The sequence below is a fragment of the Alteromonas marina genome (genome assembly GCF_000808575.1).
GTDB lineage: Bacteria > Pseudomonadota > Gammaproteobacteria > Enterobacterales > Alteromonadaceae > Alteromonas > Alteromonas marina_A.
Genome location: NZ_JWLW01000066.1, coordinates 247,616 through 272,246 on the forward strand (window position 1 = coordinate 247,616; position 24,631 = coordinate 272,246).

Consider the following 24,631-nt stretch of genomic DNA (forward strand, 5'->3'; position numbering starts at 1 on the left):
TATTGGGTAGCCTAGAACCACATGGTATTCAATACTAATCTGCATAGATAAGCCGCTTTAGCCGCATAAGTGCGCTGTTGTAAAACACTGCACCTTATTGATTAATCGAAGGGTTTCGTATTTTGCGGAACTACGTATAATAGATATTCTTACGCATTAGGTCCCCATAGTTTAATGGATAAAACAAGGCCCTCCTAAGGCTTAGATGTTGGTTCGATTCCAGCTGGGGACGCCATTCTGGCGGGCTTAAACCCAAAATACAGTAAACCTTGCTATACATTTCGCTCCCCTATCATCATGTTTATTTCATCTACTTTGGTTGTAATTCAATCGAATTGAGCAATACTCTGCTAAACAGGAGAGTACAATGACTTTCGATTCGTCCCCCCAAAAAGAAACTGGCGATGATGTTGAAACACCTAGTGATTCAACATTTACCGAAGAGGAATGGTTTGCCATAGAGGCACTATCTGAGCCCGGTGCTATTTTCTAAACGATGAAATTTCAAAATTAATCCCCACTTTTATAGCCGTTGCCTATTTTAAGCATCGTCTATCTGCGCGTTTAGCTTTCCAATAAGTACACTTCGCATAGACCATCAGGCAAAAAATAACGTATAAATAATGATGTAGTAGTTAATACGGGGAATAGTATGAGCCAATTTGAAAACGACGATATCGATTCGTTTTTTGCAGAAATGCAAGATGTAAAACCTATTGCATCAGATGATAAGGCTTTATTACACGACCCTGAAAAGGCGCTCGCTGAAAAACAAAAACGTGCCGCAAGGCAGTTAAGCGTCCGCGAGAAACTCGCTAATCCACTGAGCATGGAAGGTGTAAAGCCAGTACCTCCTGATGATTTTATACACTTCCAACAGCCCGGTATTCAAGACGGCGTTTTTAAAAAGCTTCGCCTTGGTAAATACCCTTTAGAGGCTAACATAACACTTTCAGGAAAAACCTTAGAGCAAAGCCGCGACCTGATTTATAGCACTATTAAATCAAGTCACGAACGTGGGGTTCGTGCCATGCTCATAAAGCATGGAACAGGGGAAAATAGTAAGCCGTTTCCCGCTTTGAAAAAAAGTTATGTTAACCATTGGCTAAGAGAACTAGACGAAGTCATTGCCTATCATACTGCGCAACCCATGCACGGCGGGTTTGGTGCTACATATGTGCTTTTGAAAAAGCATCCTCAGCAAAAACTAATAAACAGAGAAAAAAATAAGAAAGGTTAAAGTGATAGATAAGTTTTGTAGGCTTCGACTGTGCATTTGGTTCGTCTCTTTTTAAGCTTTTTATAAAACGCAACAAGCCAAAAGTTTTTTCATAGCCTCAATGATTAACGCCCGTATCAAGTAACTTGATACGGGCGTTAGAATTTTTCTTTCAGACTACTTAACTGAAGACAGCACACTTAGCGTTGTTGGAGCTTCGGCAGACTTCGCAGATGTGCTAAAAACAGCAGTTACGAACATCAGCACTACAGCTACAGCCACTCCGGTTAAGCCAAACCCTTTTGAAGAACGATTCATTGGTCGTCTCTTATTATTAAAACCAGTAAGCAAATGCCAAATACTGGTACAACCCTAACTCAACTCCTGTAACCTAGATGCAATCCTTGCTTGCACTACAATAGATCAGTGACAAACTGATGACAAGGGCAAAAATCAGATTTTTGACACTTTGCCAAAGCTTTGACGCCTATTTATAGTATGTATATTTATTAAACAGTATTTTTCTACTGACTAAAACAGGGGTTTCCCCCTGTTTTAGTCAAAATAAGCGTGTTTTATTACCCAACAAATTTACGGGCATTTCTGAAGATACGCATCCACGCACCGTCTTCTTGCCAATCGTCTGGACGCCATGAGTTTGCAACGGCTCTAAATACACGTTCAGGGTGAGGCATCATAATAGTGCTTCGCCCGTCTAGTGAAGTTAAGCCCGTAATCCCTTGTGGTGAACCGTTCGGGTTAGCCGGGTATTGCATGGTTGGCTTGCCGTAGTTGTCTACGTAACGCATCGCCACCTGCGCGCCTACTTGCGATAGCGCGTTGTCATTGGCAAATTCAGCCTGACCTTCACCGTGCGACACAGCAATAGGCATACGCGAACCTGCCATGCCATCAAGCAGCACAGACTTAGATTCCATCACTTCGACCATTGCAACACGGGCTTCAAATCGCGCCGACTGGTTGGTCACGAAATGTGGCCAGTGCTCAGTGCCAGGAATCAATGATTTAAGGTTCGATAGCATCTGACAGCCGTTACACACACCTAAGCTGAACGTGTCGTTCCGGTTAAAGAAGCTTTCAAACTGATCGCGAGCTATGCTGTTAAACAATATAGATTTTGCCCAGCCTTCACCTGCACCTAACACATCGCCGTAAGAGAAACCGCCACAAGCCGCAAGACCCGCAAACTGTTCAAGGGTAATGCGGCCAGCCAACACGTCACTCATGTGCACATCGATAGCATCGAAGCCAGCACGAGTAAACGCCGCTGCCATTTCAAGATGCGAGTTAACGCCCTGCTCTCTTAAAATCGCCACTTTTGGCTTAACACCTTTGGCAATATAGGGAGCTGCCACGTCTTCGTTTACATCATAAGACAACGCAGCATGCAAACCTGGGTCGGCAGCATCTTGCTTTGCCGCGTGTTCTTGTTCAGCACACTCAGGGTTATCACGCAGTTTCTGCATTTCAAACGTGGTTTGTGCCCACGTCGTACGCATAGATACGCGGCTATCTGCAAGTACAGCAACGCCACCGCGACTAAACTCAATCATGTCAGTGCTATTAAGCGTACCGATATCGTGAGTCAATTCAGTTAAACCGAATTCAGTCAGTACTGCGTTAACGGCATCCATATCGCTTTCAAGCACTTGGATTACGCCACCTAGTTCTTCATTGAACAATACGGCAATGTCGTTTCCAACTAGGCTATCAAGGTTGATGCTTACACCTGTTTTACCAGCAAAGGCCATTTCAGCAACGGTGGTAAACAGGCCACCGTCTGAACGGTCGTGATAAGCACACACCAAGCCTTTTTCAATTAACGTCTGCATTGCGTCAAAGAAGGCTTTAAGGCGAGTTGCAGAGACCACATCTGCTGGGCTATCACCAAGCTGAGTATAGACTTGTGCCAGGCAGCTCGCGCCCAAGCGATTTTTACCTTCGCCCAAATCGAGTAGCAGCAAGCGGCTTGCGCCTTTGTCTGTACGTAGCTGAGGCGTTAGGGTCTTGCGAATATCTTTTACTGCGCCAAAGGCAGAGATAACGAGTGATAGCGGAGAAGTCACCGCTTTATCTTCACCGTTTTCATTCCATGCCGTTTTCATCGACATAGAGTCTTTACCCACAGGAATGGTTAGGCCTAGCTCTGGGCAAAGCTCCTCACCCACGGCTTTAACCGCTTCATATAGACCTGCATCTTCACCGGGGTGTCCGGCTGCTGCCATCCAGTTTGCAGACAGTTTAATGCGCTTAATATCGCCGATGTTTGCTGCGGCAATATTGGTTAACGCTTCACCCACAGCAAGACGCGCAGACGCGCCGTGCGATAGTAACGCGACAGGCGTACGCTCACCCATCGACATCGCTTCACCGTGGTAGGTGTCAAACGCTGTTGCAGTAACCGCCACATCTGCCACTGGCACCTGCCATGGGCCCACCATTTGATCACGACTTACAAGGCCGGTAACTGAGCGGTCGCCAATGGTGATAAGGAAGGTTTTCTCTGCCACGGTAGGCAAAGATAAAATGCGATTTGCTGCATCACTTAAGGTAATGCCTGCCTCGTTTAGCGCTGGCGAGCTAACCTTGGTCGAGCTTACGTCGCGGTGCATTTTAGGCGGCTTGCCTAAAAGTACATCAAGAGGCATATCGATTGGTTTGTTGTCAAACTGGCTGTCGTTCAGGTTGAGGTGCTGCTCGGCAGTGGCTTCACCAACCACAGCAAACGGCGCACGTTCGCGGGCACAAATTGCTTCGAACACTGGCATATTTTCAGGCGCAACAGATAAAACATAGCGCTCTTGGGATTCGTTACACCATAGCTCCAGAGGTGTCATACCTGGCTCATCTGACAATACTTTTCTAAGCTCAAAGTTACCGCCACGGCCACCGTCATTAACCAGCTCAGGCAGTGCATTTGAAAGACCACCTGCGCCCACATCGTGGATAAACTGGATAGGATTGTTATCCCCTAACTGCCAACATGCATCAATCACTTCCTGACAGCGACGCTCCATTTCAGGGTTGTCTCGCTGTACTGAAGCAAAATCTAAGTCTTCGTTTGATTGGCCAGACGCCATAGATGATGCTGCACCGCCGCCAAGACCAATATTCATTGCAGGGCCACCAAGCACAATAAGCTTAGCGCCTACCGTGATTTCGCCTTTTTCAATATGCTCGCGACGAATGTTACCTAAACCACCAGCTAACATAATAGGTTTGTGATAGCCGCGCACTTCAACACCGTTGAAGCTATTTACTTCTTGCTCAAAGGTACGGAAATAACCCAGTAGAGCAGGACGACCAAACTCGTTGTTAAACGCAGCGCCACCTAGTGGGCCTTCAAGCATAATATCAAGAGCACTTACAATACGCTGTGGCTTGCCGTATTCAAATTCCCAAGGCTGTTCAGCACCAGGAATACGCAAGTTAGATACGGTAAAACCAACCAAACCCGCTTTAGGTTTTGAACCACGACCAGTAGCACCTTCATCACGGATTTCACCACCAGAGCCTGTTGCCGCACCTGGGAAAGGTGAAATTGCCGTTGGGTGGTTATGGGTTTCTACCTTCATCAAAATATCAATATTTTCATGATGGTATTCGTATTGGTGTGACTGCGGGTTCGGGAAGAAGCGACCTGCTTGCCATCCTTCCATTACCGCTGCGTTATCTTTGTAAGCTGAATACACGTGATCAGGTAACAACTCGTAGGTGTTTTTGATCATTTTAAACAGCGACTTCTCTTGGTCCTCGCCATCAATGGTCCAGCTAGCGTTAAAAATTTTGTGACGACAGTGTTCAGAGTTTGCTTGCGCAAACATATAAAGTTCAACGTCAGTCGGGTTCCTGCCTAGCTTAGTAAAGCTGTCAAACAGGTAGTCAATCTCATCATCAGCCAATGCAAGGCCTAACGACACATTTGCATTAACTAGCGCGTCTTTGCCTTCGCCTAATACATCTATACTGGTAAAAGTATTAGCTTCGGTGTGAGCAAATAATACCGCCGCCTCTTCAGTGTTCGTAAACACTGACTCAGTCATTCTGTCGTGTAAGAAGCTAGCGATAAGCGCAAAATCATCTTCACTCACAGCATGTTCTGTTTCTATATAAAACGCACAACCACGTTCTATGCGGTTGATATTTTTTAGACTGCAGTTGTGAGCGATGTCGGTGGCTTTAGAAGACCAGGGAGAGATAGTGCCGGGGCGAGGAGTAATGAGGAAGAAGGTTCCAGAAGGGGTTTGTGCTTGCCTCGCGGGGCCGTAAGTGAGCAGCTTCTCGAGTATCTCTATTTGCTGCTTAGACAAGTCACCTTGGGAATCGACTAGGTGAACATATTCGCTATATAGGTTTTTAACCCTAACGCCGGATTGACCCAGCTTTGCAATCAGTTTAGTTTGGTTAAACTCTGATAGTGCAGGAGCGCCTCGAAGGACCAACATATTGATTTACCTGGTTTGTTAGAAACAACGACCACCAATGCGACGCGTTGCCTCTTGGATTGATGAGTATTTCGGCGCGGATTATAGAGTAATTATGCGCAGTAAGTAACCTCATAACGCGCTTACATGAACTTTTTTTTAAACTTAGATGGTTTAATGACAATAAGTAAAGGTCTATGCAGTCACAAGACTATAAAAAACGATTAAAACTACAATTAATAATCATATTATCTATTGCTGTTATGAGCTGTGGCGTTCCTACAGTCCCCACTGCCCTTTCTTCATTGTTGGAACGGGAATCGATCCGCGTGGGAACCGTTTATGGTGCAGGGACATTTTATAACGGCGCAGAAGGCCCACAAGGTTTTGAATATGAATTACTGGCGGGTTTTGCCGATTACCTTGGCGTAACGCTCGACCTGTATCCGTTCTACAGCTACGAAGTCATGCTGGAACAATTAGAAGAAGGTAACCTAGACATTGTCGCAACAGGCGATGCAGTAACGTCATCGCTTAAAAACCGCTTCGCTTACGGGCCTGCCTATCAACACGTGAAACAAGAACTGGTTTTTCAGGCAGGCACATCAAAACCAAGAGAGCTGTTAGAACTCGACTCCCCTATCATTGCAGTTGCAGGAAGCAGCCAAGCACACCTACTTTCAGATTTACTTAACGGTTTTAGCGATAAAGAAACAGATAGCCAGAAAGTCTCATTAAGAACCGAAGTCGTCACTACTGAAGATTCTGACTCTGAAGAACTATTGCAGCAGGTTGCTAATGGCGACATCGCATACACAGTTGCCGATAGCAACCGCTTGGCCTTACAGCGCAGACGCTACCCTAACCTCGCCGTAGCCAAAACGCTTCATGAAGATATGCCGATGGCGTGGGCGCTCCCATTAAATCAAGACGACTCGGTGAAAGCAGCACTGATAGAATACTTTGGTACCGTACATCAGTCAGGCTGGTTTACGGTGTTAGAAGACAAATACTTTGGTCATATTCGCCAGTTTGATTACGTCGACAGTCGCGCCTTTAATTATGCCGCCGAGACAGCTCTAGCCCAATACAAACCCTTATTTCAACAGTACGCTGGTGACTTAGACTGGCGATTACTTGCGGCCATGAGCTATCAAGAAAGTCATTGGGACAGTGACGCCATTTCAAGAACTGGGGTCCGCGGACTAATGATGTTAACACTGGATACAGCAAGTGACTGGGATGTGGATGACAGAACCGACCCCGAACAAAGTATTCGCGGAGGGTCGCGTTATTTTGCCAGTTTACTCAATCGCATACCCGCGCGAATAAGCGAGCCTGATAGAACTTGGATGGCCATGGCGTCGTATAATATCGGTATGGGTCATTTAGAAGATGCGCGGGTACTTACCGAGCAACAGGGCGGTAACCCTGACTTGTGGGTAGATGTGAAACGCCGCTTGCCACAATTGAGGCAAAAGAAATATTACCGCACTACACGCTATGGCTATGCCAGAGGCGATGAAGCGCTGCAATATGTCGAAAACATTCGTCGCTATTATGACAGCTTAGTTTGGCTAGACGAACAGGGAAAAATTTAATGCTGTTCGTTTTCTCATTCTATTGAAAATTGTCATTTCGATGTCATCTTTATGCCGTACTCTTAAAGGAAGTTAGTCAGACGCTGACTTACTTTCTCTAAACAACGGTTTTTCTTAACGATAATAAGCTCCCAAAAGAGCTTAGGCACTTTAAGAGCGCACGCTCTCTTAGGCTTCCCCTGGATAAACGCGGGGATCGAGCCAAAAAACAAAGCGCTTTGTATGACGGAAGAAAGTGGCCTCGGCAAGCAAGGAGTGCCCACAATATGAGAAAGGAAAGTAAATGAAAAAAAATCGATTTATGAAAAAAGGAATAAAATTGAAAAACAACAATAGACGCAGACTTATGCTTAAGCGTTGTCACCAAAAAGTACTTCAACGCCGCAAGCTATTTGTTACGAGTGATATGTTCACCCAGTTAACCCGCACACCTAGCTAAGCTAACTTTATGCTGTTTGGTTCTTTATGATTTAACCTGTAAACCATACGAACCCAAAAGGCGAACACGCTAATAAGCACGTCTTCATACAAAGCTATAAAATCAGCTTGAAGCATCACCCTCTAGCAATCGTTTCGCCTTTTTGGCTGCCTTGATCTCTTTCCTGCGCTTGCGAAAAAAATCTGACAACTTGTTAGCGCACTCGTCAGCTAGTACGCCAGATACGATCTCAAGATGATGATTAAGCGCAGGATGTTGTAAGAGGTTCATTACTGAACCTGCAGCGCCAGTCTTCGCATCCTTAGCACCAAACACCACACGCTTTACTCGTGCATGCACAAGCATACCTGCACACATAGAACAAGGTTCTAACGTAACATACAAGGTAGCATCAATAAGTCGGTAATTTTGTACAAAAGATGCGGCTTCTTTAACAGCGCGCAGCTCTGCATGGGCAGACGGGTCGTTATCCGTTATCGGGGTATTGAACCCTTCACCTATAAGCTTGCCGTTTAACACCACACAGGCACCAACAGGCACTTCGCCGTGCGATTCAGCCTTATCAGCTAACGCGAGTGCATGTCTCATCCACATCTCGTCTTCTTGCGTCACGATTTCTTCCGTAGAAATTACAGCCTGCTGTTCTTGCACAGCTTCTGGTTGCAGCGCTTGCTTATTTACAAGGCCTAAGTCTGAAGATGAACAGTTGCTATTTTGGTCACTCATTCGTCAATTTTGCTACTTTACTTGGTGAATTTCATTAAAAATTATTTTGTTTTAGCTTAGGTAAACATTCTAACTTGTTAGAATGTAATGACTTTTGTCACTTGGCAACCTACTTGCAAGCTCTCATTATAACACTGCTGGTGTGAAGGACTTAACTGGTTACATTTTTTACTAAAAACCATATTAGATAACCACTATAGTACTTGAAGCAATGCAGTAATTATTACCAATACGTATTTGACAAAATACTGGGTGAATTAGGCAACAAACCAAATTTTCACCTACACTCTTTTAAAGCCATTTGTGAGGGATACCACCGTGGACATGACAGCGATTGCAATAGTAGCCATTTGTGCTTGGGCGTTAGTTACCATTGTCGAAAGTGCAAAAGACAAAAGTAAAAAGAAACTTAGCAGTAAAGAGACCGAAGCCTACAAAGCCGAAATTGCAGAACTTAAGGAGCGTGTTTCAGTGCTCGAGAAGATAGTGACAGATGAGCGCTACGACCTAAAAAAGCAATTTGCAGACTTAGAAAGCGACCGCGTTGCCTAAGTTTTAATTCACATAATGCAACACTTATTCTCCGGCAAGCGCGCTACATTTAAATGCGCGCTAGCTCCCTTCTAGTAACTTGCGTTCCGCCCGCTCTACCCGACGGGGTTTACCCGCGATCACCAGTACGTCATGGGCTTTCAAAATAGCATCTTGATCTGGGTCTTTAACTTCATTTCCATCCCGCCTTAACCCTTTAATCGCCACTCGCATTCTCGAAAAATCAATATCTTTTATGGCTTTGCCAATACAGGACGCATGTTCGGACAACACCACAGCATGGATAAACTCTAACTTGTCTTCGGTGCCGTAGGTGATTTCTGTCGTTTCTCCCGGGTAAAAGCCATGCAGATGATCATAACGACCTTTCCTCTCAGCGCGAACCCGTTTCAAAATTCGCGACATCGGCACACCAGCATAGTGGAGCACCTGCGATACCAACATCAAGCTGCCTTCTTGTAACTCGGGCACGACTTGATTAGCGCCTGCGTTATACAAGCTTTCTAGTTGATAATCTCGCTTAGTACGCACCATGACATCAGTAGTGTTCGTTATACTGCGTGTCTGCGTTATCACCTGCTTCGCCTTATCGACTTGATCAAAGGTAACAAGCACAAGCTTGGCGCTTTCTGCATTGGCATTAATCAATATATCTTTTTGACTCGCATCACCGAAAATAACGGGCTCTCCCGCGTTTCGACTCTCGTGCACCCTGACAGGGTCCATATCTATAGCAACAAAATGAATGCCTTCCATTTTCAGCATGCGAGCTACCGACTGTCCTACGCGGCCAAACCCACAAATAATGACGTGGTTGGTTAACGGCTCTGCACTACCAAAGCTCGCATTTTCATCGAACGAGATATCCTTGTTAACAATGCGTCTTGCTATGGTGACGCTGTTATTCATAAGCCAGGGCGTTAACGCCATACTGATTACACCCATACACACAATCAGCGATGACTGCTCAGACGTTAGCACGCCGTGTGTCGTAGCAAGCGCAGCAATTACAAAACTAAACTCGCCAATCTGACAAAGTTTAACCCCAGCAGACCAGCCATCTATTGCATCGGTTTTAACTAATAGAGATGCGCCTCTTACTAAAATGACTTTAGCTATCATCAAAGCAAAAACGCCAAAAACAATCTCAAACAGGCTGTTCCACAGTACAGTGAGTTCTAACTGCATACCCACGGTAACAAAAAATAACCCCATTAAAATATCTCGAAACGGACGAATGTCGGCTTCAAGTTGATACTTGTATTGGCTTTCCCCCAACATCATACCCGCCAAGAAAGCGCCTAGCGCCATGGATAGCCCGAAGTAATAAGTTAGCCCTCCTGCCAATAGGGCAATCAATATAGTGGTCAGAACAAACAGCTCGTCAGTCCTTGTTCTTGCTACCTCTCTAAACACCCAAGGTAGTAACCACTTACCCACTGACATTAGAAACCCAATGACAAACACACCTTTAAGCAACGCCTCGCCTAAAGCTAGCGCAATACTTACCTCGCCAGTTTGTGCTAAAAGAGGAATAGCAATTAGGAAAGGAACCACCGCTAAATCTTGAAAGAGTAAGATACTCACCGCTAACTGTGTACGCCTGTTATTAAGAATACCCATTTCGGTGGCTTGCTTAATTACAATAGCGGTTGAGCTTAACGCCAGCGTACCACCAATAATGATGGACGCACTTATTGGAATACCGAGAAACAGAGGAACACAGGTAAACACTGCAGTAGTGAATAACATTTGCCCGAGTCCCACGCCAAATACTAAAGAGCGCATTGCCAACAATTTAGGTAACGAAAATTCAAGACCTAGTGAAAAGAGTAAGAACACTATGCCTACTTCAGCGAGCAGGTGCATTTCTTCTGGGTGTGCAAACACGGAAAGTAATTGTGGACCAGCGAGCACTCCGGCAAAGAGGTAAGCAAGAATTGGAGGGAGATGAATGCGTTTAAATAATGCGACGGCACATACCGATATAAACATCAGTATTACGATATTCAAAAAACTCGTTCCCACGTAACCTCCTAGAACACGTTCACTTCCATTCGTAAAAAAACTCGTCAAACAGGACGGCTTTGCGTTTTAAGCTAAAGACTAGCGCCATAATCATGTTGTTGGCATTTAGCTTGCAGTATCCCCTTTACAAATGCAGATCCGGCAAGTTTTGCCGCTGTGATCGTCATAAATATCGCGAAAATGCGATTGTGGCCACAGAAACGTCAGGGCTTTGACACTTGTTTCTTTGCATACCAACGCATTTTGTATAGGGGCACTACTGTGGATTTTTCAACGTCAGTCTACGATAGCACACAACATAACAATTTTTACCCTGCTGAGAGCACAGGTAAATCACTCTCTTTTAGTGAATTATCAGGCTTTATCACGCAGCTACTTTCTACGCTTGAACTACAAGAGCTAGGTGGCGTGTATTTTCAGCAGCTAAATACGTTACTGCCGGTTGTTGGTTTCAGCTTATCTGATTTTGACTCCCGTTGGGTGTACGGTAATGCAAAAATATCGTCAACACTGATGGATTTACCACTACAAGGTGCTAATGCCGTTAATGGCGATCAAGCTCATGTCTATTATTACATTAGTTCACCCTTATCGTTATCGCAACGGGAGGGTCTATTCCAACTGCATGATTTATTTGGAAAACAAGTAAAGCACGCTCTTTCATTGATGCGTGTGCAGCAGATGGCAACTAAAGATGTGTTAACTGGCTTGGGTAACCGTACGGGCTTTGAGCAGTCAATGACAAGACAACTCGGTTGGGCGCATAGACACGACGACCCTTTCGCACTTTTGGTGATCGACTTAGATAACTTTAAATACGTGAATGATAATTTTGGTCATAGTGAAGGTGACAAAGTACTTGTCCATGTTGCATCACATTTAGCTAATGTTTTGCGGGATGAAGACGAAGCGTTCCGCTATGGCGGCGATGAGTTTTGTTGCTTGTTAGACTGCCAGACCCAGCAACAATTAGCGTGCGCCGCTCAACGAATACAAATGAGCATAAATAGCTCCAACTACTTGTCTCGCTTAGGAATATCAACCAGCCTTGGTGGCGCGATTTATCGCGACGGCGACACGATAAGCAGCTTGTTTGACCGTGCTGACAACGCCCTGTATCGCGTGAAAAACTCTGGCAAAAATAGCTATCACGCAGCGTAACGTCGCGATTTGAATTTATCAGGATGGCGGCAAAGCAATGCCGCTTTTGCACATTATTGCCATGGATACCATAAACAAGAGTATCTAGCCCTTTCCAAAAAAAGGCACTTTTAGTGCTACATAGATTCAGTCGAGACTAAAGGTTATTTCTATATCTGGCGCTTTGGGCTGCAGATAAACACACCGTCCTTCAACAATCAGTGCGATGGGCTCGTCGTTAATCAAGATTGCCGGCACGCCGTTTCGCTCCCACCTTGGCACGCGCCATACCTTAAACCATTCTTTCAGCAACTTAGATACGTTCGCATTTTCTGGCTTTACTTTAAGGTTGCGAGCATTGGTTTGCAGAGAAACGGTATCTTCTTCTCGCGCTTTTGGCACTGCAATTCGAATATGGCCTCTAAGCCAAGGAAGCGCGATATCTTGGTTGGGCGCTAATTCTAGGTTTTGCGGTACTTCATGAGTAGCGTTCACCACCCAATAAAGGTCTTGGTCAAACCGTATTACCCTGCCCCATTTAAAGTTTACTTCAGGGGTTGCGTCGTGCTTTGCCTTTAGCATTGCGAGAACTTGGTCTGTCTGTGCTTTTGACGGCGACAGCTCGCCTTGAGCTCGAAACCACGCGCGAATGACCATAGCCTGCCACGGTAACGACAATGCAGCGAGTTGTTGCCCGTCGAGCCTGAGAGCTGTTCGTTTACAATCTTCAAAATATTTTTGGGCAGAATCGCTGACTAGTGCGCTTTGTTCAGCACAAAGCTCGGCGCTGCGCCCCACGGTTTTGGTCAACTTAGGCCATCGCGCCAGCAAGTGAGGTATAATTTCGTTCCTTAAGAAGTTCCTATCAAAGCTATTTTGCTGATTAGATTCATCCTCAACCCACTGCAACATTTCCTCTTCGGCATAAGCCACAATCTCGGCTTTCTCTAGTGCTAGCATAGGGCGCATTATCAAGGTGTCACCTCGGTACTGAACTTCTCCCATACCCGCTAAGCCCTGAGGACCAGCACCGCGTTTGAGCTGGAGCAATACGGTTTCAAGCTGATCTTCGGCATGTTGTCCTAATAACAGTACACCGCCTATTTGGTCACACACTTCTAACAATGCGTTGTATCGAACCTTACGCGCTTCTGCTTCCAGGCTTTTTCTCGACCCCGTATCAACATCAACTCGATACAAATGAAATGCTACGTCTTCAAGACGACACTGTAATTCGCAGTGCTTTGCCCACTGTTCGGCATTATCACTTAAACCGTGATGTACATGTACAGCATGAATTGGGCTATCAAACTGTTCCCTATACGCAATAACGGCTTGGAGCAGGACGGTCGAATCCACACCACCGCTGTAAGCAACGACGAGTGGCGTTTGAAGTGGTAGCTTTACATCGGTAAGAGATGTCGCTATGCGGCTAACGATATGTTCGATTGTTGGGGATTGTAGAGGGGTCACAGACCGATAATACCTTATTCTTTCAACTCAATTTCTATTAGGGGTACTTGGCTTAGCACTGGCTTTCTAATAACACACTTTCTAATAACACACTTTTTAATAAGACAAAGGGGTTGGTTACCTATGGTAAACAACCCCCATGTTCTTATGCCACATTACATGAACCAACATGAATTAAGCCACCGCTCGCGAGATTTTATATCAAGCGTCTAAACTGATAGAGCGCAGGTGTACATAGCGGCTAAATGCAATTTTATGCTAGTTTTCTTAATGAAATTAGCAATAACCAAACGACATTAAACGCTGGTAACGCTCTTCCATCAATTTAGTCTTATCTAGTTCTTTAAGCTGGTTAAGCTGCTGCTTAATCACGGCCTTCAAATTAGCCGCCATGCCATTGTGATCGCGATGTGCACCACCTAAAGGCTCTTCAACAATACTGTTAATCAGGCCTAGCTCTTTAATCTGTGGCGCACTTACGCCCATCGCTTCAGCAGCAAGTGGGGCTTTTTCTGCGCTTTTCCACAAAATAGACGCACAACCTTCTGGTGAAATAACTGAGTACGTAGAATATTGGAGCATATTAACGCGATCGCCAACACCAATCGCTAGTGCACCACCTGAACCACCTTCACCGATTACGGTACACACGATTGGAACAGTAAGCTCAGCCATTTCGAATAAATTTTTCGCGATTGCTTCACTTTGGCCGCGCTCTTCAGCGCCAACACCTGGATACGCTCCCGGCGTATCGATAAAAGTGATGATAGGCATGTTAAAGCGCTCAGCCATCTTCATAAGACGCAAAGCTTTACGGTAGCCTTCTGGTTTAGGCATACCGAAGTTACGCTTAATTTTTTCGTTGGTGTCACGCCCTTTCTGATGACCAATAATCATCACAGGCTGATCATCAAGCATTCCTGGGCCACCAACAATCGCTTTATCGTCAGCGAACGCGCGGTCGCCAGCTAGCTCGTCGAATTCGGTAAAAATACGAGGAATGTAATCTAACGTGTAAGGACGCATTGGGTGACGTGCAAGTTGAGAAACTTGCCATGCGCCAAGATCAGAAAAGATCTTTTTAGTCAGCTCTGCGCTTTTACCGCGAAGCTTATTGATTTCTTCTTCAATACCAACGTCAAACTCGCCACCTTGATTCACCAACCTAAGCTCTTCAATTTTTGCTTCTAGTTCGGCTATTGGCTGTTCAAAGTCCAAAAACTGTATACTCATTTCATGTCCTATTCGTACTACGCTCGTCTATGCAAACGCGAGATGTCCAATCTATCGACCTCTTGCCCCTAATGGTAGAGAATTGAAACGGCTTTGTCTCCCAAACATTGTTTGAGATCGTGCAAAAGTTGGTCTTCAGGGGTAACGTACCATCTTGCACCACACGCCAAGGTTACTTCCGCGTCTGGATGGGTTACCGCTAACTGAACAGGACAACTTCCGCCGTTAAATGCCTGCAGGATAGATTGCATCTGACTCATTTTCTTCGGTTCAAGCAGCTGGGTATCAATATTAAGTGCCAGCGCTCTCGCGTTTTTCTCTCGTGCCTGAACAATGTCCATTACATCACGGGCGGTGATTGTATTGCCCCCAGAGAAATCATCAAAGCTGACCTGTCCCTTTATAAGCAATATTCTGTCAGTTTCTAACACACTTTCGAACTGTTCGTACATATCTGGGAAGAAACGTACGTCTATTCTGGCACTCTTATCATCCAGTGTCACTATGGCCCAGCGACGACCCCGCTTGTTCGTCATTACGCGTACGCCAAGTACCAATCCTACTGCACTGGCCATTTGATCTTTGTTGGTTGGTTTTAAATCAACTAGCCGGCCGTCGGTGTAGTAACGCAGTTCTTCCGCATACTGATTGATGGGGTGGCCGGTTAAGTACAAGCCTAGCGTGTCTTTTTCACCTTCTAGCCATACTTTTTCAGGCCACTCAGGGACGTCGGCAAACGCTTGCTTCACGTCTTCTGGCTCGGTAGTCAGTAGGCCAAACATGTCTGACTGACCAAAAGACTCAGCTTTTGCATGCTGTCCAGCGGCGGCAAGGGCTTCGGGTAAGCTCGCCATAAGACTAGCGCGATGGGGTCCTAAGTTGTCCATTGCCCCCGCTAGTACTAGCTTTTCTAGCACTCGCTTGTTTACCCGTTTAATGTCTATCTTGGCGCAGAAATCAAAAAGATCCTTAAATGCCCCTTGGGTCTCCCGCGCTTCAATAATCGCTTCAATCGGGCCTTCACCTACCCCTTTAATCGCACCGATACCGTAAACAATGCGACCTTCGCTATCGACGGTAAATTTGTATTTACCCGCATTTAAATCTGGCGGCAGTATTTCGATGCCCATGCGCTCACATTCATCGACAAGCGTCACGATTTTATCGGTGTTATCCATATCTGCCGACATTACCGCAGCCATGAATTCCGCAGGATAATGCACTTTCAGCCACAAAGTCTGGTAAGACACTAAAGCGTAAGCGGCAGAGTGAGATTTGTTAAAACCGTAACCCGCGAACTTTTCTACCAAGTCGAAGATTTTCATCGCAAGGTCCGGGTCAATATTATTGCCCTTCGCACCTTCGGCGAACGTGCCGCGCTGCTTCGCCATTTCTTCAGGCTTTTTCTTACCCATAGCACGACGAAGCAAGTCAGCGCCGCCCAGTGAGTAGCCCGCCATTTCTTGGGCTATCTGCATTACCTGTTCCTGATACAAGATAATGCCATAGGTAGGCTCTAGAATTTCTTTCAAGCACTCGTGCTGATATTCTGCATCGGGGTAGGAAATTTCTTCACGTCCGTGCTTACGATCAATAAAGTTATCTACCATGCCTGATTGCAGCGGGCCCGGACGGAAAAGGGCCACCAGTGCGATAATATCTTCGAAGCAGTCAGGTTTAAGGCGCTTAATTAGTTCTTTCATACCGCGAGATTCCAGCTGGAATACCGCAGTTGTCTCGGCGTTTTGAAGGGTTCTGAAACTCTTAGGATCTTCAAGAGGAATGGCGCTGATATCGACATCAACGTTCTTCCCTTCTTTGATCATATCTATTGCCCACTGAATAATAGTCAGCGTACGAAGACCTAAGAAGTCGAATTTTACCAAGCCCGCCGTTTCAACGTCGTTTTTGTCGAACTGGGTTACGGGGTTTTTACCTTCGTCATCACAATACAACGGCGAGAAATCTGTGATAGTGGTTGGCGCAATAACAACACCACCGGCGTGCTTACCGGCATTTCGGGTAACCCCTTCAAGTATTCGCGCCATATCGATAAGGTCTTTCACTTCCTCATCGCTTTCATACACTTCTGGTAGCTGTGGCTCTGCTTTAAACGCTTTTTCAAGCGTCATGCCTGGATCTGGTGGAATAAGCTTTGAGATCCTGTCTACAAAACCGTAAGGGTGACCAAGTACACGGCCTACGTCGCGTACAACCGCTTTTGCCGCCATAGTACCAAACGTAATGATCTGCGATACCGCCTGACGCCCGTAAAGCTCAGCAACGTGATCGATTACCTCGTCTCGTCTATCCATACAGAAGTCGACGTCGAAGTCGGGCATGGATACACGCTCTGGGTTCAAGAAACGTTCGAATAGCAAGTCGAATTCAAGCGGGTCTAGGTCGGTAATTTTTAGGGCATAGGCCACTAATGAGCCCGCACCAGAACCCCGCCCTGGCCCTACCGGAATTCCGTTATCCTTACTCCACTGAATGAACTCCATTACAATAAGGAAGTAGCCTGGGAAACCCATTTGGTTGATAACTTCAAGCTCGATGCGAAGTCGGTCATCGTACTCCGGACGTTTCGCTTTGCGCACTTCTTCATCGGGAAATAGAAATTCTAAACGTTCTTCCAACCCCTCTTCAGACACCTTAACTAAGAAGTCTTCGGTGGTCATGCCGCCGGTTGGAAATTGCGGTAAGAAGTACTCGTTTAACCGTACGGTAACGTTACAGCGCTTAGCAATTTCAACCGTATTTTCTATGGCTTCAGGAATATCGCTAAATAACTCCACCATTTCTTCAGCAGTGCGTAGATATTGCTGGTCGCTGTATCGTTTAGGTCGGCGGTTATCATCAAGCGTGTAGCCATCGTGAATACATACTCGAATTTCGTGAGCATCAAAACCTTCCCGGTCTATGAAGCACACTTCATTAGTGGCGACCACGGGTAAATCACGCTGCTCAGCTAGCTCAACGGCAAGGTGTAAGTAATCCTCTTCACCCTGTCTGCCGGTTCGAATAAGCTCTAAATAGAAACGGTCAGGAAAATGCGTTTGATAAAACTCAAGGGCACTATCGAGAATTTTGGCGTTGTTTTTCATTAAACCCACACCAACGTCACCGTGCTGTGCGCCTGACAACACAATCACACCTTCACTATGCTCTGCTAACCATTCTTGATCGATAACCGCACGGTGTGCCAAGTGTCCACGAAGGTAGGCCTTGGAGATAAGAATTGTAATGTTCTTATATCCCTCATTGTTCATTGCAATAAGGGTTAGTCTGAAAGGTTCATCGCCAAAGACTTCATTGGTAACCCAAAAATCGGTACCAATGATGGGTTTTATACCTAAGTTATGTGCTTCTGAATAAAATTTTACCAAGCCACACATATTCATTTGGTCGGTGATCGCCACGGCAGGCATGCCAAGCGCGGCCACTTTACCTAGAATAGGCTTAACCTTATTCAGGCCGTCCATCATCGAAAAGTCGCTGTGAACACGTAAATGAATAAATGGCGATGACATGATGTTATTTCTCTTCGAGTAGCGCTTTTACAGGTTTAAAACTTTTTCGATAGCAATCTAAGATGCCATATTCAGCGATGGCTTCAAAGTGTGCTTTTGTGGGGTAACCTTTGTGCCCGACAAAGTTATATTGCGGGTAGGCCTCGTGAAGCGAAATCATATCGTTGTCTCGCTCTACTTTGGCAATGATGGACGCAGCGGAAATTTCTGCGTGCAGGCTATCGCCTTTCACTACCGCTTCAGACTCAAAATTCCACGCAGGAACCCGGTTACCATCTACGCGCACAAAGTCAGGCCTTACTGGCAGGCCTTCCACTGCGCGGATCATAGCGAGCATGGTAGCGTGCAGTATATTGAGCTTATCTATTTCTTCAGGGCTAGCTCTACCGATATTCCAGTAGAGTGCTTTTTCACGAATTTCTTGGGCAAGGGCTACGCGCTTTTTTTCACTCAGTTTCTTAGAGTCGGTTAGCCCTTCAATGGGGTTTTCAGGGTCGAGAATGACCGCGGCGGTGACCACATCACCTACTAACGGGCCGCGACCCACTTCATCAACGCCGGCAATTAACTTATGCAAACAATTCCTCCACGACAGCTTTTGCTGCTGTTTTATCAGCATTGCATTTTAGCGTATGGTGGAGGTCGGTGAAACGGGAAATCAGGGCAGAATTATCACTTTCGAAAAAGTTAAGTAACTGATTGCTCATATTCTCTGCGTTTACCTCTTCTTGAAGTAATTCAGGAATAATTGCCTCATCAGCCAATAAGTTTGGCAAAGTGAAAAACGGCGCTTTGTACAAGCGCTGCATAATTTTATACGTGAGCGGTGCCAGTTTATAGGCAGCTACCATAGGGCGTTTGCACAGCATCGCTTCTAAGGTAGCCGTGCCTGATGCGAGCAAGATAACATCGCTAGCTATCATCGCATCCCGCGATGTGCCTTGGGTTACCTGAATGGGTAAGCGTTCCTCTGCATTATCAGCTTCAAGCAAAATTGCTTTTATTTGCGCAAACCGATGCTCGTTAGCCGCAGGAATTAGAAATTGAATGTCGCTGCGTTTAGCATGAATAGCTTCTATGGTCTCAAGAAAAACTGGAAGTAGTGTATCCACTTCGCCGCGTCGCGAGCCGGGAAGTACTGCCAGTATGGGAGCATTACCATCTATACCTAATGCGTCTCGTGATGCGCGTTGATCCGGCACAATGGCTATAGCATCAGCCATTGTATGCCCTACGAAGGTGTAGGGAACATTGTATTTGTCGTAAACCTGCTGCTCAAAAGGAAATAAACCTAATACGCGATTAGCCGCTTTCGCTATTTTATGAATGCGCTTTTCACGCCACGCCCATACAGTAGGACTCACATAGTGCATGGTTTTGATGCCGCGGACTTTAAGTGCTTTTTCTACTCTTAAGTTAAAATCAGGCGCATCTATACCCACAAAAATATCGGGTGGGTTTTGCTCGAAGTGTGCGAGCAGCTGCTTTTTAACTTTTAAGATGGCAGGTAGATGGGAAAGGACTTCAACAAGTCCCATAACTGACAAGGTTTCCATATCGAACAGACTATGAAAACCCGCGTTTATCATATTTGGACCGCCAATACCTTCGATAACCGCATCGGGATATTGGCGTTTTAACTCTGCAACCATTCCGGCGGCAAGGATGTCACCAGAGGGCTCTCCGGCAACCATGCCGATACGGATTGGTTTAGACATAATTAGCGAATAATGCCTCGCTTCGAGTCTTGTAAAAACTGGACCATTAATGCCACACCATCAAATTTTTCCGATGGTTCAGCAAGTTTATCCACTGCCTCGTCAATAGTATTGCCTTCACGATAAATCGCTTTATAGGCGCGCTTAATTTCAAGCACTTCTTCTTTTGAGAAACCACGGCGTTTCAAGCCTTCAGAGTTTATCCCCTGAGGAATATTCTTCTGGCCACTTACCATTACAAAAGGCGGGACGTCACGGAGAATAATACCGCCAGCCCCTAAAAATGCATGAGCGCCGATTTTGCAGAACTGGTGGATACCTGTAGCACCTCCAACAATAACGAAATCATCAATATGAACGTGACCTGCAACAGCAACGTTATTTGCAATTATGATATCGTCACCAAGTACACAGTCATGGGCAATGTGTGCATTAGCCATAAATAAACCACGAGAGCCAATAATAGTGATGCTGTTGTCTTGGATAGTGCCTCGGTGAACGGTTACCCCTTCCCTAAACTCATTATCATCACCAATAACAAGCTCAGTAGGTTCACCCGCATATTTTTTATCTTGGCAGTCTTCACCTATTGAAGAAAACTGATAAAACTTATTGTTTTTACCGATACGCGTTGGGCCGCGTACCACCACATGTGATTTCAGAATACAGCCATCGCCTATGGTGACGTTGTCGTCTACCACACAAAATGGACCTATAGTGACATTTTCACCAATTTTTGCACTTTCTGAAATTACCGCAGTAGGATGGATCACGTTACGCTATCTCTCTCATCGCACACATAAACTCTGCAACACAAGCGATGTCACCATCGACGCTTGCAGTACCTTTAAATTTCCAAATCCCTCTGCGCTCTTTTACCAGAGCAACATCAAACTCAAGCCTGTCACCTGGAACAACAGGACGCTTAAAGCGTGCATTATCAATCCCTGCATACAAGTATAACTTATCATTGTTGCCCATGGTCTTAAAACCTAAAACGCCGGCGGCCTGTGCCATCGCTTCAAGAATTAATACACCTGGGAAAATTGGCTGTTCAGGGAAGTGCCCCATGAAACACGGCTCATTGATAGTGATATTTTTATAAGCCTTTACAGACTCACCCAGAACATAGTCTGTTACACGATCAACAAGTAGGAACGGATACCGATGTGGTAGTAATTCCAATATTTCCTGAATTTCGATGGTATTAAGTGAATTGGCCAAAAACTTTCTCCTGTATACAAGCATGACCTACAACTGTTTTATACCAATGTTTGTGATTGGTATTTTGGTCAAACTCGCCGTAAAAACTAAAAACGGCGGCAACCATACGCTGTTAAGCGCAAAAAACAAATCAGACCAACACCTTTGGGGAGTTGGCCTGATAAATTTTACAACTACTCGTGTAGTTGATTAGTTGGTTTTGCTTACTTGCTGAAGAACTTGCTCAGATAAGTCGTGCTCTTCTTTTGCAAACGCAACTGCACCAGCATTCAGCACTAGGTCGTAACCTTGCTTCGCTGCAACAGAGTCGATAGCTTGCTTGATAAGACCAAGAAGTTTGTTGCGCTCTTCGTTGCTACGACGTTGGATATTTTGCTGTAAAGGTTGACCCTTTTTAGCTAGCTCTTCACGTACTGACAAGATTTTTTGTTCTAGTTCTTTCTTCTCTGCATCGCTCATTGTTGCCGCGTCGCGTTGAAGACGTTCTGCATAGAACTGACCATCGCGCTGCAGTTGATTCACTTCTTCAAGCTGATCTTTAAACTCAGCCTGAATAGCGTTTTGAATTTCAGCCGCTTGAGGCATCGCTTGGAAAATACCTTGCACATCGACAACCGCAACTTTCTGCTCTGCCATTACAGATGTACTAACTAAAGCGCTACCCAACATTGCTCCTGCAACGATATGTTTAACCAACTGTTTCAAAGGGAACTCCTTTTGTGAATCTTATTATAGAGCGCATCTTAGATGCGCTCGCTTTAATGTCTTAGAAAGTTTGACCAATATTGAAAGTGAAGAATCTTGCATCGTCACCATCACGTTCTTGTATCGCTTTCGAGAAGCTGAATACCATAGGTCCCATTGGTGAAATCCACTGAACCGATACGCCTGCCGAGCTACGATACAGACTCCAGTCAGAATAGTCCAATAGCTCACCACGTTGAGTTGATGCTACATTAAACTGACTGTAGTAGTCATAATCGAACTCAGTATCCCATACGTTACCCACATCCACAAACAAACTTGTGCGAACTGAGTTATCCATTTCTTCATCTACAAATGGCGTAGGAACAATTAGCTCAACGCCACCAAGCACCATAGCGTTACCACCTAGGCTTCGCGTCGACCATGAGAGTGCTGCGTCAGCTGGATCTGCTGGGAACACTTCACCATCTGGGCCGCTAATGCTTCCCGAGTTACCAAGAAACACACCACGAGGGCCTACTGTGTTGTTTTCAAAACCGCGTAATGAGTCTGAACCACCGGCAGTGAAGTTTTCCGTAAACGGAAGTATTTGCTCATTGCCGTTGATATCGCCATAACCGTTACCATAGCCAAGACGTACACGAGTTAGGAAAGACCAGCGCTGATTACGAGATAATGGGAAATACCACTTACCGTCAAATACCGTTTTAAAATAATTAACGTCTGAGTTTGGCGTAGTAATACTAACTGACGCACGTTGAGAAGAACCTGCCGTTGGGAATAGACCACGGTTAAGCGTGCTTCTGCTCCAGCTTACACTGGCTAAGTAGCTATCGTATTTAATTGCAGCATCAGGGTCTTCACCGTTTGTAAACTGGTTGTAGAACTGCTCAGTTTGCTCGTAGTAACCACGGTTAAATAGCTCGACGTTACTGTAGGTCAAACCAAAATTAATACGGTTAAATTCGTTAATTGGGTAACCAATATTAGCACCGATTGACCAACGCTTAGAGTTGTACTGAATAACGTTAAAGTCGGAGCCGTCAAACTCGCTATACCCTAAACTACCACCTAGGCTTATTCCATCAATCGTAAAGTAGGGGTCGTTGTAGGTAATCTGTGCGCTGCGCTGGTACGAAACTGTGCTCAGGTTAAGACCTACTCGTTTACCCGTACCTAAGAAATTATCTTGCTGGATACCTGCCTGCAGGCTTAGCTTGGTTCTATCACCGTAACCGATACCCGCGTTAAACGAGCCCGAAGGCTGTTCTTTGACGTTAAAGTTAACGTCTACTTTATCTTCCGACCCCGGAATACGTATGGTTTCAAACTCAACTTCTTCCATATAGGTAAGTCGAGAAAGCTGGTTCTTAGAAGACTCCAGTAAGTTATTCGACAGCCACGTGCCTTCCATCTGGCTTACGTTCTGGCGTAGTACGCTATCTGCTGTTACCACGTTACCGTTAAACTTAATACGGTTGACGTATATACGCTTACCTGGGTCAACAGATAGTGTCAGCTTAACCGTTTTGTCTTCGTCATTAATTTCAGGAACCGTAGTTACTGTTGGGTAAGCGTACCCAAAGCGACCAAGATACTTACTGATAAATTCTTCTGTGTAAGTCACTTCCGCTTGGTTGTATAGCTCGCCCTCTGTCAACGGCAATACGCGCTCTATATATTCTTCGTGCCCAAGTACATCACCCACCAGTTCCACTTCAGAAATGGTGTATTGCTCCCCCTCTGTCACGTTCATGGCAATATAAATACCCGACTTTTCCGGGGTCATCGACACTTGAGTAGAGTCAACGTTAAATCGAAGGTAACCACGGTTTAAATAGTGGTTACGCAAAGTCTCCATATCACCTTGCAACGTTTGTTGCTGATAGCGAGTTTCTGATAAGAAATCCCACCAAGGCGTGTCGTATTGTAGCTCGAAAGCCTCCATCAGCTCTTCGTCTGAGAAGAGTTCGTTACCAACAATATTGATTTGCTCAATCTCAGCGGCATCGCCTTCTTCAAACAGTAGTTTCAAATCGACACGGTTACGCGGTAATGGAGTAATAATAGCCGTCACGTCAGCATTATATTTACCTATGCTGTAAAAGAAGTCTTTTAGGCCATTCTCAATAGAAGTTAGTACGGTCTTATCAAGCGGTTCACCAATGCGAACACCGTTTCCATCCAAGCTTTCTTGAAGCTGCTCATCTTTAATATCATCGTTACCTTCAAAGATAATATTACTGATAGTTGGGCGCTCGGCCACACGCACAACAAGCGTGTTACCGTCGCGAAGAATTTCTACATTTTCAAAGTGAGTTGAAGAGTATAACGAGCGAATAAGCTGCGTTACCCTGAATGTATTAAGCTCGTCACCAACTTGAACGGGCAAGTAGGTTAGCGCTGCACCAAGTGCAACACGTTGCAAACCTTCAACGCGAATGTCTTCAACGACAAATTCGCTGTCTTGCGCCGCAGCATTGGCAAAGCTAGCACTGGAAAGAATGGCTCCGGCTGCTACTAACTGTTTTAACTTCATCTATTTTTCTTTTCCTGGCCGCGTTTTGTATTAGCTGTTTTGTACTTCCTGATTTG

At 45.4% G+C, this 24,631-nt stretch carries 18 protein-coding genes and 1 tRNA gene; 6 read left to right on the forward strand and 13 right to left on the reverse strand.

Going from position 1 to position 24,631, the window contains the following annotated elements:
• Positions 1–160 precede the first annotated feature (160 nt).
• From RJ41_RS16800 to smrA, 3 genes are all read left to right on the forward strand, one after another.
• Positions 161–235 (forward strand) — tRNA-Arg (locus RJ41_RS16800).
• A 132-nt stretch (positions 236–367) separates the two neighbouring features.
• Positions 368–493, forward strand: coding sequence for a hypothetical protein (locus RJ41_RS19535; protein WP_276203244.1), 126 nt, complete (start codon positions 368–370; stop codon positions 491–493).
• A 159-nt stretch (positions 494–652) separates the two neighbouring features.
• Entirely contained in the window at positions 653–1,240 is a 588-nt protein-coding gene (gene smrA, locus RJ41_RS16805) for a DNA endonuclease SmrA (RefSeq protein WP_039223210.1), read from the forward strand.
• A 156-nt stretch (positions 1,241–1,396) separates the two neighbouring features.
• Here the strand turns inward: smrA and RJ41_RS19235 are convergent, their stop codons facing one another.
• Positions 1,397–1,537 carry a hypothetical protein gene (locus RJ41_RS19235; RefSeq protein WP_012517588.1) on the reverse strand — a complete coding sequence of 47 codons (141 nt, stop codon included), beginning with the start codon at positions 1,535–1,537 and terminating at the stop codon, positions 1,397–1,399.
• A gap of 260 nt (positions 1,538–1,797) precedes the next feature.
• The gene (gene purL, locus RJ41_RS16810) at positions 1,798–5,685 is read right to left on the reverse strand and encodes a phosphoribosylformylglycinamidine synthase (protein ID WP_039223213.1); all 3,888 of its coding nucleotides are present in this window, start codon (positions 5,683–5,685) and stop codon (positions 1,798–1,800) included.
• A 176-nt stretch (positions 5,686–5,861) separates the two neighbouring features.
• Between purL and mltF the strand changes: the two genes are divergently transcribed.
• Positions 5,862–7,265, forward strand: a complete 1,404-nt coding sequence (mltF, locus tag RJ41_RS16815; protein WP_039223216.1) for a membrane-bound lytic murein transglycosylase MltF — start codon at positions 5,862–5,864, stop codon at positions 7,263–7,265.
• 541 nt (positions 7,266–7,806) lie between these two features.
• Here mltF and tadA read toward each other — a convergent pair.
• Positions 7,807–8,430, reverse strand: a complete 624-nt coding sequence (gene tadA / locus RJ41_RS16820) for a tRNA adenosine(34) deaminase TadA (RefSeq protein ID WP_039223219.1) — start codon at positions 8,428–8,430, stop codon at positions 7,807–7,809.
• 324 nt (positions 8,431–8,754) lie between these two features.
• On the opposite strand from tadA, the gene RJ41_RS16825 reads away from it, so the two are divergent.
• Positions 8,755–8,982 (forward strand): hypothetical protein, encoded by a 228-nt coding sequence (locus RJ41_RS16825; protein ID WP_052235510.1) that lies wholly within the window; start codon positions 8,755–8,757, stop codon positions 8,980–8,982.
• A 60-nt stretch (positions 8,983–9,042) separates the two neighbouring features.
• Here the strand turns inward: RJ41_RS16825 and RJ41_RS16830 are convergent, their stop codons facing one another.
• Entirely contained in the window at positions 9,043–11,010 is a 1,968-nt protein-coding gene (locus RJ41_RS16830; RefSeq protein ID WP_084081942.1) for a monovalent cation:proton antiporter family protein, read from the reverse strand.
• 261 nt (positions 11,011–11,271) lie between these two features.
• On the opposite strand from RJ41_RS16830, the gene RJ41_RS16835 reads away from it, so the two are divergent.
• Positions 11,272–12,171, forward strand: coding sequence for a GGDEF domain-containing protein (locus RJ41_RS16835; protein ID WP_039223226.1), 900 nt, complete (start codon positions 11,272–11,274; stop codon positions 12,169–12,171).
• A gap of 126 nt (positions 12,172–12,297) precedes the next feature.
• Here the strand turns inward: RJ41_RS16835 and tilS are convergent, their stop codons facing one another.
• The 9 genes from tilS to bamA all read right to left on the reverse strand — a co-directional run bounded on the left by tilS (position 12,298) and on the right by bamA (position 24,575).
• Entirely contained in the window at positions 12,298–13,623 is a 1,326-nt protein-coding gene (gene tilS / locus RJ41_RS16840; RefSeq protein WP_039223228.1) for a tRNA lysidine(34) synthetase TilS, read from the reverse strand.
• 276 nt (positions 13,624–13,899) lie between these two features.
• Entirely contained in the window at positions 13,900–14,856 is a 957-nt protein-coding gene (accA, locus tag RJ41_RS16845; RefSeq protein WP_039223230.1) for an acetyl-CoA carboxylase carboxyl transferase subunit alpha, read from the reverse strand.
• A 68-nt stretch (positions 14,857–14,924) separates the two neighbouring features.
• Entirely contained in the window at positions 14,925–18,389 is a 3,465-nt protein-coding gene (gene dnaE, locus RJ41_RS16850) for a DNA polymerase III subunit alpha (protein WP_014997576.1), read from the reverse strand.
• Between the two features lie 4 nt (positions 18,390–18,393).
• Positions 18,394–18,966 (reverse strand): ribonuclease HII, encoded by a 573-nt coding sequence (gene rnhB, locus RJ41_RS16855; protein ID WP_084081944.1) that lies wholly within the window; start codon positions 18,964–18,966, stop codon positions 18,394–18,396.
• Entirely contained in the window at positions 18,959–20,107 is a 1,149-nt protein-coding gene (lpxB, locus tag RJ41_RS16860; RefSeq protein ID WP_039223233.1) for a lipid-A-disaccharide synthase, read from the reverse strand. The genes rnhB and lpxB overlap by 8 nt, the downstream gene beginning before the upstream one ends.
• A gap of 2 nt (positions 20,108–20,109) precedes the next feature.
• Positions 20,110–20,880, reverse strand: a complete 771-nt coding sequence (lpxA, locus tag RJ41_RS16865) for an acyl-ACP--UDP-N-acetylglucosamine O-acyltransferase (protein WP_039223235.1) — start codon at positions 20,878–20,880, stop codon at positions 20,110–20,112.
• 1 nt (position 20,881) lies between these two features.
• The gene (gene fabZ, locus RJ41_RS16870) at positions 20,882–21,331 is read right to left on the reverse strand and encodes a 3-hydroxyacyl-ACP dehydratase FabZ (protein WP_014948562.1); all 450 of its coding nucleotides are present in this window, start codon (positions 21,329–21,331) and stop codon (positions 20,882–20,884) included.
• Positions 21,332–21,520: 189 nt separating this feature from the next.
• Positions 21,521–22,036, reverse strand: coding sequence for an OmpH family outer membrane protein (locus RJ41_RS16875; protein WP_014948561.1), 516 nt, complete (start codon positions 22,034–22,036; stop codon positions 21,521–21,523).
• A 61-nt stretch (positions 22,037–22,097) separates the two neighbouring features.
• The gene (gene bamA, locus RJ41_RS16880; RefSeq protein ID WP_039223241.1) at positions 22,098–24,575 is read right to left on the reverse strand and encodes an outer membrane protein assembly factor BamA; all 2,478 of its coding nucleotides are present in this window, start codon (positions 24,573–24,575) and stop codon (positions 22,098–22,100) included.
• Positions 24,576–24,631 lie beyond the last annotated feature (56 nt).